We start from the raw sequence: 15,736 nt of genomic DNA on the forward strand, positions 1-15,736 counted from the left end.
TTGGGAAGACGAATACTCTGAGTATTCAATTATGCCCAATTCGGCTGTCGTCCAGGAAAAGCAGTTCGCCAAGCGGACGGCCCCCGACCCGGTCATCCCGACCCGTCGCTCCGGCTCGCCGGCCGGCCCCGACGGCGCCGTCGACGAACTGGCCGCCCGCCGCCACCGCCGGGCCACCAGCGGCAACCTGCAGGCGCGCAAGCCCCAGGTGGCCTTCGACAGCCAGCGGCCCAGCTGGCTGGACGACCCGGACTTCGCCCCGGTCGACACCTCCCAGCCCAACCTGGCCGGCAACGAGTTCGACGATGTCGACTTCAACCGCCCCGAACTGGGCGCCGACTTCGACGCCCCCGACTACCCCATCCCCAGCACGCCCGGCCCCAGCACCCCCGGCCCCAGCTCCGGCCAGGTGCGCCAGCGCCGCGACGACCGCTTCGGCGACTTCCAGGACGACATCGACGAGCCTTTCGACCACCGCGACCTGGCCGCCTACGGCCACGACCCGAACACCACCACCCGCGCGGGCCAGGTCGAGGACTCCCCCCGCCGCCGGAACAGCGGCCGCCCCGGGCCCGTCGCCCCGCAGCGCGGCGGGCGCCCGGATGGCCCCCAGCGCGGTGTCCACCCGGAAGCTCCTCAGCGTGGCGGGCGGCCGGATGGTCCCCAGCGTGGCGGGCGACCGGAAGCTCCTCAGCGTGGCGAGCGGCCGGAAACTCCTCAGCGTGGCGAGCGGCCGGAAACTCCTCAGCGTGGCGGGCGGCCGGCGGCGAACGACGAGCGGCAGCGCTGGGCCGGGAACGCGCCGCAGCGCGGCGCCCGCGCCGAATGGGCCGACGACCGCGCCGAATGGGCCGACGATCGTGGCTCGGACGGCGACGGCTCCCAGGCGGTCGCTTGGGCCGGCGACGGCTACCAGCCGATGGCACGGGCCGGTGCCGGCTCTGACCAGGCCGGCTGGGGCGCGGATGGTTCCGACCAGGTCGGCTGGGGTGACGACGGTTCCGAGTCGGCCGGCTGGGATGCCGACCGTCCGGAGCAGGCCGGATGGATCGAGGACGACGACCCGTGGGCTGAGCAAGGCGCGCCGCGGAAGGCGGGCCGCGAGGCACCCGCTCCGAAAACCGGTCGCAAAGGCGCCCCGCCCGCCGGCGATGCAGCGGAACAGCCGGCCAAGAAGGGGGGCTGGCTGCGCCGCTTGAAGAACGGCGACCAGGGCAAGTCCAAGCGCGGCGCCGAGCAGCCCCCGACGACGGCCGCAAGTCCGCAGGCACTCCAACCCGCGCCCAGCGCGCCCCGGCCGCAGGTCACACCCGGCACTGCGCTCCCGCCGGCCGCTCAGGGCGCTCCGGTCCCGCAAGCCCCACCCAGCAGTCCCCGTCCGCCGGTCACCCCTGGCCGCGCTGTCGTACCGCAAGCCGCTCCGCCCGCCGGCCCGCCCGTCCGGAGTGCCGGCCCGCAGGACGCGCCGCCCGTCCGGGGGGCCGGCCCCCAGGACGCACCGCCCACCCGCGATGCCGCTCCGCAGGACGCCCCGCCTGCCCGGGGGGCCGGCCCGCAGAGCGCTCCGCCCGCCTCCGCCGGTGCGCAGGGCGGGCGCGCTGCCGACCCGCGGGACGCCGACCCGGTGGCGAGCGGGCGGGCGCAGGTTCCCGGGATCCGGGCCGTCGAACCCGAGGTCCGCTACCGTCGCCCCGAGGACGGCCGCGCTGCCGACGGAGGCCGAGCCGCCGAAGTAGGCCGAGCCGTCGAGGTCGGCCGCGCGACACCGGCTCCGGACGGGCGTCCCGCCTCCGGACCCAGCGGCGTCCGAGACGAACGCGCCCCTCGAGACGAGCGTGGTGTCCGAGACGAGCGCGGTCCGCGCGACCAGCGAGGGCCTCGCGACGAGCGCGGTCTCCGCGACCCTCGCGACGCCCGGGACCCTCGCGACGCCCGGGACCAGCGCGACCAGCGCGACGCCCGGGACCCTCGCGATGCCCGGGACCAGCGCGACGTCCGCGGCGCCCGGGACCAGCGCGACCCTCGCGACGAGCGCGGCGCCCGGCGGGCCGATGACCGCGACCGGCGGGCCGTGCCGGGCGAGCGTGGCACCGACTCGCGACTGCGCCGCCCCATCGACAACGAACTGGACATCACCGACTCACGACTGCGCCGCCCCGACGCTCTCGACAGCACCGACTCACGACTGCGCCAGGCTGGCCGGATGGGCGAGCGCACCGCGTTCTGGGACCCGGCCGACGAGCAGGACCTGGCGGCGCGCCGTTCCAGTGGCTACGACCGCGCCTCCACCGGCTACGAACGCACCTCCTCGCCCCAAGACCGCGCCTCCACCGGCTACGAACGCACCTCATCGCCCCAAGACCGCGCCTCCGCCGGTTACGAGCGCACCTCGGGATATGAGGACGCTTCGTCCGGGCCCGAGCGCACCTCCGCCGGGTATGCGCGGCGCCCGGACCAGCACTACCGCGACGAGCGCCCGGAGCAGGACGTCCGCCGGCATGCCCGGCGCGACGGAGAATCGGCGCCGGTAACCGCGATCGGCGACTACGACCGGGGCTTCCGACCGGTCGGCGGCACGGGTTGGGACGACCCACGCGGCGGCGAGCAGGAGACGTGGTCCTCGGACTCCCGTGAAACCGGCTGGACCACCGACGAGAGCTGGTCCGAGGACGGCAGCCGCGTCACCGCCTGGGACATCGACGGCGAGTCCACCTGGAACGACGAGCCGGACACCACCGACGAAGCGGGCCTCGACCTCCCGACTTCCGAGACCGACGGTGACCAGGACCAGGGCACCGTCCCTCGCGTACTCAGCAAGGCCCCACCGCCCACCCCGGCCCGGGTGATCAGCCGCGAGGATCCCCCACCGACCCCCCGCGTGGTCAAGAAGGCCGAGCCCGAGCCGCCACGCGTGGTCGGTCCCGCCCCCGTCACCCCCGCCGCCCGGGTGGTCAGTCCGCCCGCGGCCGGCCCGACGCCGGCCACCGAGGCCCCGCGTCAGCGCCCGCCTGCTCCGGAGCAGCGCCCGCCGGCCCCGTCGTCGGACCAGCGGCCCGCTAGCCAGCGGCCATCGGTCCCGGACCAGCACCCCGACGCCGTCCAACCCTCGGCGCCGAGCCAGCACCCGGCGGCCGCGCAGCATCAGACCACCGCCGTACAAATGCCGCTGACCCCCGGCCGGCGCCCGGCCGGCGGGCAGCCCCCCGCGGCTCAGCAGTATCCCGCCGTGGCGCAACAGCCGTCGGAAACCGGCCAGCAGCCGCGCCGGCCGTCTCCGGTCCAGCCAGCCGCAGCCCCGGTCCCGCCGGTGGTTCCCGGCGGGCACCGTTCCGGGGCGGACGGCCAGGACCAGCGTCCCGCCGCCCGGCAACAGCCGGGCCAGCAGGCGCCGGGTTCGCCGTGGGACACCAGCTCACGAATGCAGCCGCCCTGGGACACCAGCGCGCGCATGCGGGCCGACCAGCCGACTCAGCCGCCCTGGGAGACCGGGACCCGGACACCCGCCCCGACGCAACCCGGCGATCCCCACGAAACCGGCACCCGAATGTCGGCCCCCGGCGACACTGGCACCCGCACGCCGGCCCCCTACGAAACCGGCACCCGCACACCGGCGCCCTATGAGACCGGCACCCGCACACCGGCGCCCTATGAGACCGGCACCCGCACACCGGCGCCCTATGAGACCGGCACCCGGATGCCGGCACCTGGCGACACCGGCACACGCATTCCGGCGCCCTACGAAACCGGCACCCGGATGCCGGCGCCGGGAGAAACCGGCACACGCACACCGGCCCCCTACGAAACCGGCACCCGGATGCCGGCGCCGGGGGAAACCGGGTCCCGCATGCAGGCGCCGTGGGAGAGCGGCAGCCGCCTCGACTCGTCCGATGGTTCACCTCGGTCGCGACGGTCTCCGCGTACCGCCCATGTCACTCTGTCCGAATCGGACGGCCCGTGGGCGATGGTCCCGGACCAGGCACCGCCGGCTTCCCTGCCGGTCAGTGGTCTCGCCCCGCCGATCGTCCCGACCGACCCGAACCAGCCCGGCGTTCCCGGCCAACCGCCGGGCGACGGACGCCCGGCGGCAATGCCGCCGTCGGCTGCCTACCCGGCGCCCGCACAGCCGATCAACCCGGCCACTCGCGAGCCCGGCCATCGGTCCGGGGCCATCCCGCCCGCCGCCTACACGCAGCCGCAGCACGGTATGCCGGGTGCCTCGGTGCCGCCGGCGCCTGGCACGTGGCCGGTCTCGCCGGCCGCGCAAGGAACGCCGGCTGTGCAGGGAACGCCCGCTGTGCAGGGAAGGACGGCAGCCCAAGGAACTACCGCCGCGCAAGGAACGACGGCGGCGCCGGGCTTTGCTGGTGGACACGGATCGGCTGCGGACATGCCTGCGGCCAGTCGGCCGGCGATGGGTGCGGAGGCGCGTGCCGCCGCTCCGACGCCCTCGGGTCAGGATCCGAGCGCCTGGCCTCGGCCGCCGATTCCCGCCGGCACCGACGAAGCCCGCCCGGCCGCGCCGACACCGGGCCAGCAGGCGACATCGGCCGCGTCGGCACCTGGCCAGCAGGCGATGCCGGACCAGCAGCTGCCGGGGGCGGCGGCGCCGGACCAATCGGGCTTGGCCGCGACAACGCAGAACGAGCAGCCCCGGACCGCGCACAGCGGGCGGCCGACGTCGCTCGCCTCGGCGCCGACCAGCCCGTCTGCGGGCCGCGGGAAACGCCGGGCGATCACCTCGGCGCGGGATCGGCAGCCGACCGTGGGCACGCCTGGCGAGCAGGGTACGACGCCGCGAAACGACGTTCCGACGCAGCCGCTCGCCAAGCCCGGTCACGGACCGGAAGTGGATCAGGCCGCGGCGCGCGCCGGCACGCCCGGTGCGCCGGCCGGCCCGTCCCGGCATGCCGCGCCGGAGGACCCGCCACGGACCACCGCGCCGACGAGCACGCCCGCGTCGACGGCGTTCCTGCGCCAGACCACGCCCAGCCAGGCCACTCCCGCCCAGAGCATTCCCAGCCAGAGCGTTCCCGGCCAGAGCGTTCCCGGCCAGAGCGTTCCCGGCCAGAGTCTTCCCGGCCCGAACAGCGCCACGGAAACGCCAGGTCCGGGCACGGCAGCGCAGCCAGGGACGCCATATCAGGGCGCGCCTCCGCACCAGGGAGAGCCTGGGCAGAACACCGCGCCGGGAACCACCGGTGGGGCGACGGGGCACGTCGCGGCGCTGCTGCAAGGGGCTCTCACGCAGCACGGTCAGCCGAAGCAGAACCAGGTCGGCGAACCCCCGCACGCGACGCCCGACCAGGTGAGCGCTCCGCAGTCGCACGGTGGAGCGCAGCCCGACGATCCGCGCCCAGCCGACAAAGACCAGACAGAAACGGGCTGGGCGGAAACAGGTTCGGCGGCGCAGGTCTCGGTGCCGATGAAGCGACCGCAAGCCGACGGGGTCGCACCTCCCGTCGAGGAGGAGGCACGGGTTCCCCGGCACGGTGCGCCCGAGGCCGACGCCGACACGCCCGATGCCGAGGCGGCCGAGCGGGCGGCAAAGACCGAGCGGGCGGCAAAGACCGAGCGTGCGGCGCAGGCCGAGCGGCAAAGCACGCCTGCCGGCGGGGTCGACGCCGAGCCCACCGCCGGAGCAGCCGAGGGCGGGCGGCCGGGGGCGCACGCGGCGCCGTACATGGATCCGGACGGAACTCTGCACAACCTGCGGCCGATCGGTCGGCTTGATGTGTCGGGGCCGGACGTGCAGCCGCAGCGGGACGCCGAAAGTGAGTTCGGCGGGCAGTGGTTCGCCAAGAAGGATCCGCCGCCGCCGGCGGTGAAGAACGAGGCCGACCGGGTGGTTCTCGACCTCGATCTGGCCGGGCTGTTCAACGGCGTCGCGCTCGACGCGGCACCGGACCTGGGTGCGGAAGAGACTGCGGAACAGACTGCGGAAGAGGGCGCGGAGGCGGAGCAGGGTGCGCCGAAGATCGACGTACGGGGTGAGCTCGCGGAGCTGATGGCCACGGCGGAGCCGGTCGCGGGGCAGGATCCGGCGGACCGGGAGCCGGTCGAGAGGCAGGCCCCGTTGTCCGCGGAGGACCTCGAGGCCATGCGCTGGCGGCTCGACGGCGGGACTCTGCGGGAGGTCGTCGACAACAAGGACGCGCTGCGCGAACTCGGGGAACGGCTGGACGGGCCACTCTTCGAGGAGAACGAGAACATCGCCAAGGCGGGCGTGCTGAGCGTCCGGGCCGAGGTCTACCGGCTGCTCGGGGAGCTCGGCATGGCGGCCGCCGCGAGCCGGCTGGCGCTCAACCACGCGGAGGCGGCGAAGGACATCCAGTCGACCGTCATCGCGCAGGCCGAGCTGGCGCACGTCTTGCGGCTGCGCAAGGACTACAAGGAGGCGGACAAGCTGTTCGCCAAGGCCGCGGCCGCCGACGTACCGGACACGCTGCGCAGCGTGGTGCACGAGAACGCCGGGCGGTCCTGCTTCGATCAGGGGCGGCACATGGAGGCGCTCGACCACTTCGCGCGGGCGGTACGACTCGGACGACCGGACGACCAGGAGCTCGCCGAGCGGATCGGGGTGTCGCTGGAGGCGGTCTACATCCACGTACTGCGGGACGGCTGGGGCCCGTACCCCCGGCACGGCGAGAAAGCCTAGACCGCGACGCCGTGCGGGGCCGGCGGGTGGGCCATCGCGGTCCGGCCCCGGCCACCCTGCTTCGCCTCGTAGAGGGCGGCGTCGGAGGCGGCGCCCAACTGTGCCGCAGTGCCGGCGTGGTCGGGCAGGACGGCCACACCGATGCTCAGGCCGGGCGGCCCGCCCGGCAGGGACTCGACCGCCGCCACCGCGGCGCGGATGTCGTCGGCGGCGCGGCGGGCACCCAACCGGTCGGTACGCAGGAGCACCACGAACTCGTCGCCGCCCAGTCGGCCGACCACGTCGTCGTCGCGCCGGGCCACCGTACGCAAAGCAGCCGCCACCTCCTGCAGCGCCTGATCGCCGACCGCGTGTCCGTAGGTGTCGTTGATCTTCTTGAAGTAGTCGATGTCGATGGTCAACAGGGCGATCGACTCGGGACCGCGCTTCGCCCAGGTGACGGCGCGGGCCAGCTCGCCGTCGAAGGAGCGCCGGTTGGCCACGCCGGTGAGCGGATCGGCGTACGCCTGGGTCTCCAGAACCTCGCGCAGGCGGTCGTTGCGCGACCGCAGCGAGGTCACCACGACGGCGGTGAGGATCATCGCCACGGTGAGCGAGACCCAGTCGGTGAGGCCCCGATCGGCGCCCTGGATCGGGAAGAGCACGGCCGCGGCACCGGCCGACACGCACGCCATGGACACATAGTTGGCCAGCCGGCCGAGGAAGTTCGCGGTGTAGAGCACCGGCCACAGGTAGAAGAACTGGGCGCCGGTGCTGGCGTCACCGGTGAACGCGTTGAGGAACGTCACCAGGGCGGTGCCGGCGAACGGCGCGAGGAACCACATCAGCGGCGGCACCCACTCCGGGCGCCAGCGGCAGATCACCCCGCCGAGCGCGAGCACGACCGTGAGCACCCCGAAAATGCTCACCCCGGCGACGGTACGGGTGGTCGGCAGCACCACGCCGGTGACGAACATGAACGGCCCGGCACCCATCAGGAGGTACGCGACGGAACGCGACGCCCCCGCCTGGTCCCGCAGTTGGTACCGCACGCCGCCTCCTACTTCCGGTAAGACCTTTCGGTACCGGGGGCGGACAATTGAGCCTTTCCAGAAACCGGCGCCGTCTCAGGAGGCCGGCGCGGCCTCGCGCACGCGGTCGCGGCGGGCCAGGGTGACGCCCGCGCTGGCGGCGGTGACGAGCAGCAGCGCGGCGATCTCCACCGGGCCAAGGCGTTGATGCAGGACGAGCAGTCCGGCGAGGGCGGCACCGGCCGGTTCGAGGCTCATCAGGATGCCGAAGACCCGGGTGGGAATGCGGCGCAGCGCGTTGATCTCCAGGCCGTACGAGAAGACCGACGAGAGCAGGGCGACCGCGGTCGCGCCGATCAGCAGAGACGGCTCATGGCGTACGGCACTCGCGCCCCCGGCCCCGAAGGGCAACACGAGCACGGCCGCGACGGCGAGCGACACAGCCAGCCCACCGGTGCCCGGGACGAGACCGCCGAGCTTGGCGCTGAACACGATGTACCCCGCCCAGCAGAGCCCGGCCACGAACGCGAGGAGCAGCCCACCGATCGGTGCCGCTCCCCCGTTGGCGGTGCCGAGCAGCACCACCCCGGCCGCCGCGAGCGCGGCCCACAGGAAGTCGAGCAGGCTGCGGGTCTGCACCACCGAGAGCAGCAGCGGCCCCAGAAACTCGACGGTGACCGCGATGCCGAGCGGCACACTTTGCAGCGCCAGGTAGAAAACCAGGTTCATCCCGGCCATCACCGCACCCAGCAGCCCAGCCGCCCGCCAGGCCGCCCCCGACCAGCCCCGAACCGCCGGCCGAGCGACGACCGCGACAATCAGCGCCGAGATCGACAGCCGAAGCAGCGTCACCCCCGCCGCCCCGAGATCATCGAACAGGGTACGGGCGATCGCACTCCCGAACTGCACCGAGGCGATCGACATCATCACCAGCAGCGGCGCCGGTACCCCAGTCCGTCTCACCCGGTCAGCATCTCCTGCCCCGAGCACCCCTTACCACCCGGACGCCGCCGAGGTGTGCTCCCTCACCCGCCCGGCGACCTCCACTTCCTGGATCCGGCACGCTCGAGGCCCCTTTTCACTGAAGTTGTGCTCCCTCGCCCCGGAGACCACAACTTCAGTGAACTTGCGGCCGACCACCGCAACGCCCCACCACCCGTGGCGCGGTCACGGCCGGCGGCGGGCCAACTGCGCCGGACCCCCCTGGACGACAGGGCCGCCTGCGCCGGGCCCAAGGCCGACCGGGCCGGACCCTGGGCCGTCCGCACCGGACCCTGGGCTGACAGGGCCGGACCCTGGGCCGTCCGCGCGGGCCCCGAGGCCGACAGGGCCGGCCCCAGGACCGTCCGGAGCGGGCGCGGCGCCGGCCCGGGTGAGAGCCGCGGGTTCCAACTCGGCGGCGGGCGGGTCGGCGGCCGGCGGGTCGGGCAGGTGCGGGTCGGGCAGGTGCGGGTCGGGCAGGGGCGGGTCGGGCAGGGGCGGGTCGGGGGCTGGGGCCCGGCGATGGGTGGTGGTGGGCCACAAGCGTGGGGAGCGGCGGGCGGCCAGGTCTTCGGCCCAGCCGAAGAGGAGGACCGCCAGCGCGGTCAGCAGCAGCGCCAGGCCCAGGTCGGCCAGTTCGCCGCGTCTGCCACCCAGGTCGTCGAGGGCGACCAAGGTCAGGGCGGGCCAGACGGCGGCGATGGCGATGTTGTGCCAAAGGTAGACGGTGACGGCTCGGTTGTTGAGCAGGGTCACCGCGCGGTCGAGTGGCCGCAGACGGGCGAGCCAGCCCATGGTCGGCTGCCAGCGGAGCACGATCAGCACGAAGGCCAGGGACCACAGGGCCTGCGACTCGGCGACGTCGTTGAGGTCCCAGGGGTCCTCGCCCTGGTGGCCGCGCAGCCAGGAGAGTGCGGCGGCGCCCATGATCGCGGCGAGGGGGTAGGTGATCCACGGCTTGGCGCGGGCCAGCCGGCCGTCGTGGTGGGCGAAGCCGGCGATCCAGCAGGCGCCGTAGGTGACGAAGTCCCACAGGGCGGCGTCGGCGGTGTCCGGCAGGCTGCGGTCGGTCAGGTCCAGCAGGCCCATGACCAGCAGGGGGGCGGCGACGGCGGCCCAGCCGAAGCGGCGGTAGGCGGCGTACATCACCGGGGAGAGGACGACGAACCAGAGGTACGCCCGGAGGTACCAGAGCGGCTCCCACCAGTCGATCAGTTGGTCGCTGCCGGGTGGGTCGCCGATCGGCAGCAGCCAGAACAGCAAGCGGGTGACGCTGAACGGGTGTTCGCCGTCGGTCTCCGCCCGCCAGCCGACGATCAGCATGACCGGGACGGCGATCAGGCCGAGCAGCCACAGTGGTGGCAGCAGGCGGCGCAGCCGGGCGAAGACGACCTGGCCGGCGTCGCGCTTCGCCAGCGAGCCGGCGGTGAGGGAGCCGGCCAGGGCGAACATGATGCCCATCGCGGGGAGCAGGATCGACAGCCACGGCCAGCCGAACAGGTGGTAGACGATCACCCGGACGATCGCAGCGGCACGGAGCAGGTCCAGGTAGCGGTTTCGCACTGGGAAAAATTAGCCAGCGCGGCAGTTCCGTAGACACCGATCGATCGGTTCCGAGAAACAACGGACAGGCTTACCACGAAGGAATGAACTGTCCGAATTGTCTGTGCGGTTGTGCGATCTCCTGGTGTCCCTCTCCGTCCGGCGCCGTTGATCCGGGGCATGGAGGCGACCGGGCCGGCCGGCCGCTCATGATCGGTGAGGTGTCTTCACTAAATGCGGAAACCTTGGGTGGCGGTCTGCGCGGCGGCGTCGGCGCTGTTGGTCGGGACGACCGTGGTGGCGACGACGGCGGGTGCGTCGGAGAGACCGGACTCGTCGGGGTTCCTGGCCTTCGTGCCGGCCTTCGGGGAATCCCCGCAGTCCCGGGTCAGCGCCGGTGCCACCGTCGCGGCTCGCCCCGACGATCCGGGCGCTTCGCATGCGGAGCCCGGCCGGTACGGTCAGCCCGGCCGGGCCGGCAAGCCCCGGGTGACCCGGACCTTCGACGACAACGACGGCCGCGGGGACGGCTCCGACGTGGGCGACACGGCTGCCGACGTACCGCGCAAGAAGCCGGCGCGAAAGCGCCCGGCCGAGACCTTGCCCGCCCCCGCGCGGCAGGCCGTGACCAGTTCGGATGTGACGACGAATCCGTCGGCGCGGGCGCAGCAGCAGATCCTCGCGCTGGTCAACCTGAACCGGCGGCGCAGCGGGTGCGGCAGTCTGTCGCTGGACCGGCGGCTGATCACCGCGGCCAACCGGCACGCCGCCGACATGGCGCGGCGGGCCTACTTCGCGCACGTGTCCCGCAACGGCGCCGACTCCGGCGCCCGGCTGCGCGCGGCGGGTTACCGCTGGGCGAGGTACGGCGAGAACATCGCGCGTGGGTTCAACAGTCCGTGGGACGTCGTCAACGGTTGGATGAGAAGTCCGGGCCACCGACGGAACATCTTGGACTGCCGTCTGCATCAGATGGGCATCGGTTTGGCCATCTCTCGTGATCACACCACGTACTGGGTTCAGGACTTCGCGACGCCGACGGCGTAGATCGACCCGATAAATCCTCTCAACTCCCCCCGGCGCGAACCGAAATCTCCTCACAGATTCGCGCCACGGTCGCTTCCCTTGACGCCGCGGCGGGCGTGCCTGTGCTTCGATATGCGAACACATGTCCTGGGGAGGACCAAGTTGCGAGTGAGACGGGTTTCCGCCCGCCTTGCCGGAGGCGCCATGGCGACTCTGGTGGGCGGCGGCCTCGGCATCATGGTGGTGGCGCCCACGGGCGCTTCCGCCGCGATGCGCACCGCCCCGGCCACCACGGTGGTCACCAAGGCGGCGGCCGCGAGCTGTGCCACCGGTAAATTTCAGAAGCAGGTAGAGGGTTACCTCAACACCATCGGTGGCTACGGGAAGCTCTCGGCCGACGGCAAGCAGTCCGCCGCCGACTGCGCGGCCATCAAGAGTTTCCAGGTCCGGTTCGGCGTCAAGCCGGCCTCGGGCCTGGCTGGTCCGACGACCTACGACGTGGCCAAGCGGCTCGCGTCGACAAACACGGCCGCCTGCAAGGCCAGCAAGTCGGGCCAGACCTTCTGCGTCGACCTCACCCACCAGACCACGTGGGTGATGAAGAACGGGAAGGTGCTCGTCAAGCCGACGATCACCCGCACCGGGATGAAGGGCTACCGCACGCCGGCCGGCACCTTCAAGATCAACAAGCGGACCACGAAGGAGTGGTCGGACCCGTACCACGTCTGGTTGCCGTACTGGCAGCGTTTCATCGGCGGGCGCGGGTTCCACCAGACCACCACCTACATCCACGACATGTGGCGTGGTTCGCACGGCTGCGTCAACCTGTTGCCGCAGGACGCGAAGAAGTACTGGAGCCTCGGCAAGATCGGTTCCACGGTGAAGGTCTTCGGCAAGCGGCCGGGCACCTGATCCAGCAGTTCCTGAACGCCCGGACCGAGTCAGGTCCGGGCGTTCGCTGTACGTACGTGTGTCGTCAGCATGTCGTGCCGCGGGATGAGTCGCTCGTCGCCCAGCGCCGTGCACAGCAGTAAGCCCGCACGGCTCAGGGTGTACGTCACGTCAAGGAACCGGCTCACGGTGTCGTCGTGGTGCACCACGGTCAGCTCGTCGGCCCGCTGCATCTGGTCACGTCCTTCACGGTCACGGTTGCCTGCATGAGTACGGGGCGGGGCCGGGGGACGGTTCACTCAGGGTGACTCGCCGGGTCAAGTGACGTGGCCCCGGTGTACGTGCTCCGACCGTTCACCGGACCGGCATAGAGTGACTTCTGTGTCCAGCACCCCTCGCGCCCGGCTCCGGCCGGGCGTTGTCGCGCTCTCCCTCGTCCTGCTGGTGTCCCTGACCGCCGCGTCCTGCGGCGATGACGACGACGGCGTGACCGTCGGCGCGGCGGCGCGCGGCACCGTCGACGAGATCGTCGAGGCGCCCGGCTCGGTCACCGCGCGGGCGGCCGCCACGCTCAGCGCCCCGGCCGCCGGCACCCTCACCGAGCTGCGGGTCGAGGCCGGTCAGCGGGTCAGCAAGGGCACCGTGGTCGCGGTCATCGACTCCCCCGAGCTCGAGGCCCGCCGCGAGTCCGCCGCGAAGGCGCTCGACCAGGCCTCCCGGGGCGGCGGTTCGCCGGGGGTGAGCACGTCCGGGTTCACCGCCGTGCGGCGCAAGACCGACAAACAGGCGGCGTCGGCCTTCGGGGACGCCCGCGCCGCGGCCACCAAGATCACTGACCCGAACCTGCGGGGCGTACTCCTCAAGCAGGTCGACGCGGCCGAGCAGCAATACACGGCGGCGTCGGCGTCGGCCGCCGCGACGCTGAGGTCGGTCCAGCGCGGGGTCGCTTCGCTCGGCCAGGCCGTCTCCTCCCTGTCGGCGGCCCAGAAACTGCAGGCCCAGCAGGCGTACGACCTGGCCGACGCGGCCGTCGAGGCGCTGACCCTGCGCGCTCCGGTGGCCGGCACGGTCCAGTTCGGTGGGGTCGGTTCGGCCCCGGCCACCGGCGGCGCGTCGGCGCTGAGCTCGCTGTTGTCCTCGGCCGGCGGCGCCGCGGCCGCCGGTTCGGCCTCGACGTCGCTGCCCGGCGTCGACACCGCGGTGCCGCAAGGTGGTTACGTGGCCGCCGGGACCCCGCTGATGACCATCGTCGACGTGTCCCGGCTGGGCCTGACCGCCGCGGTCGACGAGACCGACGTGCTGCTCGTGCAGTCCGGCGTGGCCGCGACCGTGGAGCTGGACGCGGCCACCGGCGCCACCTACCCGGCCACCGTCCGTGCGGTCGACCTGCTGCCCACCACGTCGGCGCAGGGCGGCGTCTCCTACCGGGTGCGGCTCGACCTGGAGGCCGGCAAGTACGACGACGGGATGACGGCGCCGACCCCCCGGCCCGGGATGAGCGCGGTGATCCGCCTCCAGGTGCGCCAGGCCAAGGACGCGGTGACGGTGCCGGCGTCCGCGATCGTCAACTCCGCCGGCCGGGACACCGTGTGGACCGTGCGCGACGGCCGCTACCAGCGGGTCGACGTCAAGGTCGGGGTGCAGGGCGAGGACGTCGTGCAGGTGACCTCGGGCCTCGACGCCGGCCAGCCGGTGGTGGTGGCCGGCGCCGACCTGGTCCGGCCGGGCGCCGAAGCCCGATCATGACCTCGGCCGAGCCGGCGATCGTCGCGGTCGACGTGACCCGCACCTACGAACTGGACGGGGTCTCCGTGGCGGCGTTGCGCGGGGTGTCGCTGACCGTGTCGGCCGACGACTACGTGGCCATCGTGGGGACCTCCGGCTCGGGCAAGTCGACGCTGATGCACCTGCTGGGCGCGCTCGACCGGCCGACCAGCGGCACGCTGCGGATCGGCGGGCGGGACGTGTCGTCGCTCGGACCGGCCGAGATGGCGCACCTGCGCAACCAGACCATCGGGTTCGTCTTCCAGTCGTTCCACCTGCTGGCCCGCACGACGGCCCGCGACAACGTGGCGCTGCCGCTGGTCTACCGGGGTGTGAGCGGTAAGGAGCGGCGCGCGAAGGCGACCGAGATGCTTCAGCGGGTCGGGCTCGGGCACCGGCTCGATCACCGCCCCAACCAGATGTCCGGCGGTGAGCAGCAGCGGGTGGCGATCGCCCGGGCCCTGGTCACCGACCCGTCGGTGCTGCTCGCCGACGAGCCCACCGGCAACCTCGACTCGGCGACCGGCGAGCAGGTGCTCGGCCTGCTCGAATCGCTCAACGGCGAGGGGGTGGCGGTCGTCCTCGTCACCCACGACCGGGAGGTGGCCGCGCGGGCGGGCCGCCAGATCGTCATGCGCGACGGGCTCATCGTCGAATGAGGATCGCGGAGGCCTGGCGGGTGGCGGTCGGCGCGCTGCGGGCCAACCGGCTGCGCAGCATCCTGACCATGCTCGGCGTCATCATCGGGGTGGGCGCCGTGGTCGCGCTCGTCGGCATCGGCACCGGCACCAAGCAACTGATCGAGCAGCAGGTCGAGGGGCTCGGCTCGAACCTGCTCATCGTGGTGCCCGGCCGGCTCGACCCGGGGGCCGCGCCCAGCGCGTCGACGCTCGACATGGACGACGTCGACGCGGTCACCCGGGTGGTCGGCGACCGGTCCCGGGTGGCGGTGACGATCAGCTCCGGGGAGACGGTGCGCGCCGGTTCGCGGGAGGCGTACGCAAGCATGCAGGGTGTTCTGGAAACGACGCCCGATGTGTTCGTCCGGCGTCTCGACCGAGGGGCCTATCTGACCCGCACGGACGTGACCACCGGGCGGCGGGTCGCGGTGCTCGGGGCCGGCGTCGCCCAGCAGTTGTTCGGCGACCGGGACCCGATCGGCCGGCAGATCACCATCGGTGGCGTGCGGTTCCGGGTGATCGGCACGTTCGAGAAGCTCGGCCAGAGCCTCGGGGTGGACCGGGACAGCGAGGTGCACGTGCCGGTGACCGCGGCGCAGCGCCTGCTCGGCACCACCCGCATCGACGGCCTGGCGATCCGCGCGCCCGACCGCGACACCATCGACACCCTCGGCCGCAACGTGGTGGCCACGCTCGTCAAGCGCCATCCCGACACCGATTTCAGCGCCGTCACCCAGGAGCAGATCCTGGGCGTGCTCGGCGACATCCTCGGCGTGCTGACCGGGGTGCTGGCCGCGATCGCCGGCATCAGCCTGCTGGTCGGCGGTGTCGGCGTCTCCAACATCATGCTGGTGTCGGTGCGGGAGCGGACCAAGGAGATCGGCCTGCGCAAGGCGGTCGGGGCGAGACCCCGGGACATCGGCGTGCAGTTCCTGCTGGAGGCGGTCCTGCTGACCACGATCGGCGGCATCCTCGGGATGAGTCTGGGCATCGCGGCCGCCCTGGCCGTCGATCGGCTGTCCCCGGTGCCGGCCGCGATCACGTGGTGGTCCCTGGCGCTGGCGTTCGGCGTCTCGGCGGCCGTCGGCATCGTCTTCGGGGTCATTCCGGCCCAGCGAGCCGGCCGCCTCGACCCGGTGGTGGCCTTGCGAACCGAGTAAAGCTCGGATTTATTAGTAAAAGTCTCG

The 15,736-nt window shown here is 73.2% G+C and carries 9 protein-coding genes and 1 pseudogene; 6 read left to right on the plus strand and 4 right to left on the minus strand.

What is annotated here, in order from left to right; genetic code table 11:
• Nucleotides 1-31 precede the first annotated feature (31 nt).
• Nucleotides 32-6,655, plus strand: a complete 6,624-nt coding sequence (locus Afe05nite_RS31710; protein WP_203820938.1) for a hypothetical protein — start codon at nt 32-34, stop codon at nt 6,653-6,655.
• Here Afe05nite_RS31710 and Afe05nite_RS31715 read toward each other — a convergent pair.
• From Afe05nite_RS31715 to Afe05nite_RS31725, 3 genes are all read right to left on the minus strand, one after another.
• The gene (locus Afe05nite_RS31715; protein WP_203820939.1) at nt 6,652-7,686 is read right to left on the minus strand and encodes a GGDEF domain-containing protein; all 1,035 of its coding nucleotides are present in this window, start codon (nt 7,684-7,686) and stop codon (nt 6,652-6,654) included. The two genes, Afe05nite_RS31710 and Afe05nite_RS31715, sit on opposite strands and share 4 nt — an antisense overlap.
• A gap of 75 nt (nt 7,687-7,761) precedes the next feature.
• Nucleotides 7,762-8,628 carry an EamA family transporter gene (locus Afe05nite_RS31720; protein WP_239118328.1) on the minus strand — a complete coding sequence of 289 codons (867 nt, stop codon included), beginning with the start codon at nt 8,626-8,628 and terminating at the stop codon, nt 7,762-7,764.
• A gap of 204 nt (nt 8,629-8,832) precedes the next feature.
• Nucleotides 8,833-10,209 carry an acyltransferase family protein gene (locus Afe05nite_RS31725; RefSeq protein WP_203820940.1) on the minus strand — a complete coding sequence of 459 codons (1,377 nt, stop codon included), beginning with the start codon at nt 10,207-10,209 and terminating at the stop codon, nt 8,833-8,835.
• A 213-nt stretch (nt 10,210-10,422) separates the two neighbouring features.
• On the opposite strand from Afe05nite_RS31725, the gene Afe05nite_RS31730 reads away from it, so the two are divergent.
• Nucleotides 10,423-11,235: a CAP domain-containing protein gene (locus Afe05nite_RS31730; RefSeq protein WP_203820941.1), complete on the plus strand. Its 813-nt coding sequence runs from the start codon at nt 10,423-10,425 to the stop codon at nt 11,233-11,235.
• Nucleotides 11,236-11,418: 183 nt separating this feature from the next.
• Complete coding sequence (locus tag Afe05nite_RS31735) at nt 11,419-12,126, plus strand: L,D-transpeptidase family protein (RefSeq protein WP_203820942.1); 708 nt, start codon at nt 11,419-11,421, stop codon at nt 12,124-12,126.
• A 29-nt stretch (nt 12,127-12,155) separates the two neighbouring features.
• Here the strand turns inward: Afe05nite_RS31735 and Afe05nite_RS31740 are convergent, their stop codons facing one another.
• Entirely contained in the window at nt 12,156-12,338 is a 183-nt protein-coding gene (locus Afe05nite_RS31740) for a hypothetical protein (RefSeq protein WP_203820943.1), read from the minus strand.
• 148 nt (nt 12,339-12,486) lie between these two features.
• Here Afe05nite_RS31740 and Afe05nite_RS31745 point away from each other — a divergent pair, with 148 nt between their 5' ends.
• The 3 genes and pseudogenes from Afe05nite_RS31745 to Afe05nite_RS31755 all read left to right on the plus strand — a co-directional run bounded on the left by Afe05nite_RS31745 (nt 12,487) and on the right by Afe05nite_RS31755 (nt 15,709).
• A complete protein-coding gene (locus Afe05nite_RS31745) occupies nt 12,487-13,851 on the plus strand; it encodes an efflux RND transporter periplasmic adaptor subunit (RefSeq protein WP_239118329.1) in 1,365 nt (454 codons plus the stop codon).
• A pseudogene (locus Afe05nite_RS31750) lies at nt 13,848-14,522 on the plus strand (ABC transporter ATP-binding protein); the annotation flags it as partial. The gene Afe05nite_RS31745 and the pseudogene Afe05nite_RS31750, both read left to right, overlap by 4 nt.
• Nucleotides 14,523-14,524: 2 nt before the next feature.
• Nucleotides 14,525-15,709, plus strand: coding sequence for an ABC transporter permease (locus Afe05nite_RS31755; RefSeq protein ID WP_203820946.1), 1,185 nt, complete (start codon nt 14,525-14,527; stop codon nt 15,707-15,709).
• The last annotated feature ends 27 nt before the right edge of the window (nt 15,710-15,736 follow it).

The organism is Paractinoplanes ferrugineus, from assembly GCF_016862195.1.
GTDB classification, from domain to species: domain Bacteria; phylum Actinomycetota; class Actinomycetes; order Mycobacteriales; family Micromonosporaceae; genus Actinoplanes; species Actinoplanes ferrugineus.

Excerpts from the sequence above, each read along its gene's own strand:
- Afe05nite_RS31735 (WP_203820942.1), top strand. The coding sequence starts at position 11,419 with ATGGCGACTCTGGTGGGCGGCGGCCTCGGCATCATGGTGGTGGCGCCC.
- Afe05nite_RS31755 (WP_203820946.1), top strand. The coding sequence starts at position 14,525 with ATGAGGATCGCGGAGGCCTGGCGGGTGGCGGTCGGCGCGCTGCGGGCC.
- Afe05nite_RS31730 (WP_203820941.1), top strand. The coding sequence starts at position 10,423 with ATGCGGAAACCTTGGGTGGCGGTCTGCGCGGCGGCGTCGGCGCTGTTG.
- Afe05nite_RS31710 (WP_203820938.1), top strand. The coding sequence starts at position 32 with ATGCCCAATTCGGCTGTCGTCCAGGAAAAGCAGTTCGCCAAGCGGACG.
- Afe05nite_RS31740 (WP_203820943.1), bottom strand. The coding sequence starts at position 12,338 with ATGCAGCGGGCCGACGAGCTGACCGTGGTGCACCACGACGACACCGTG.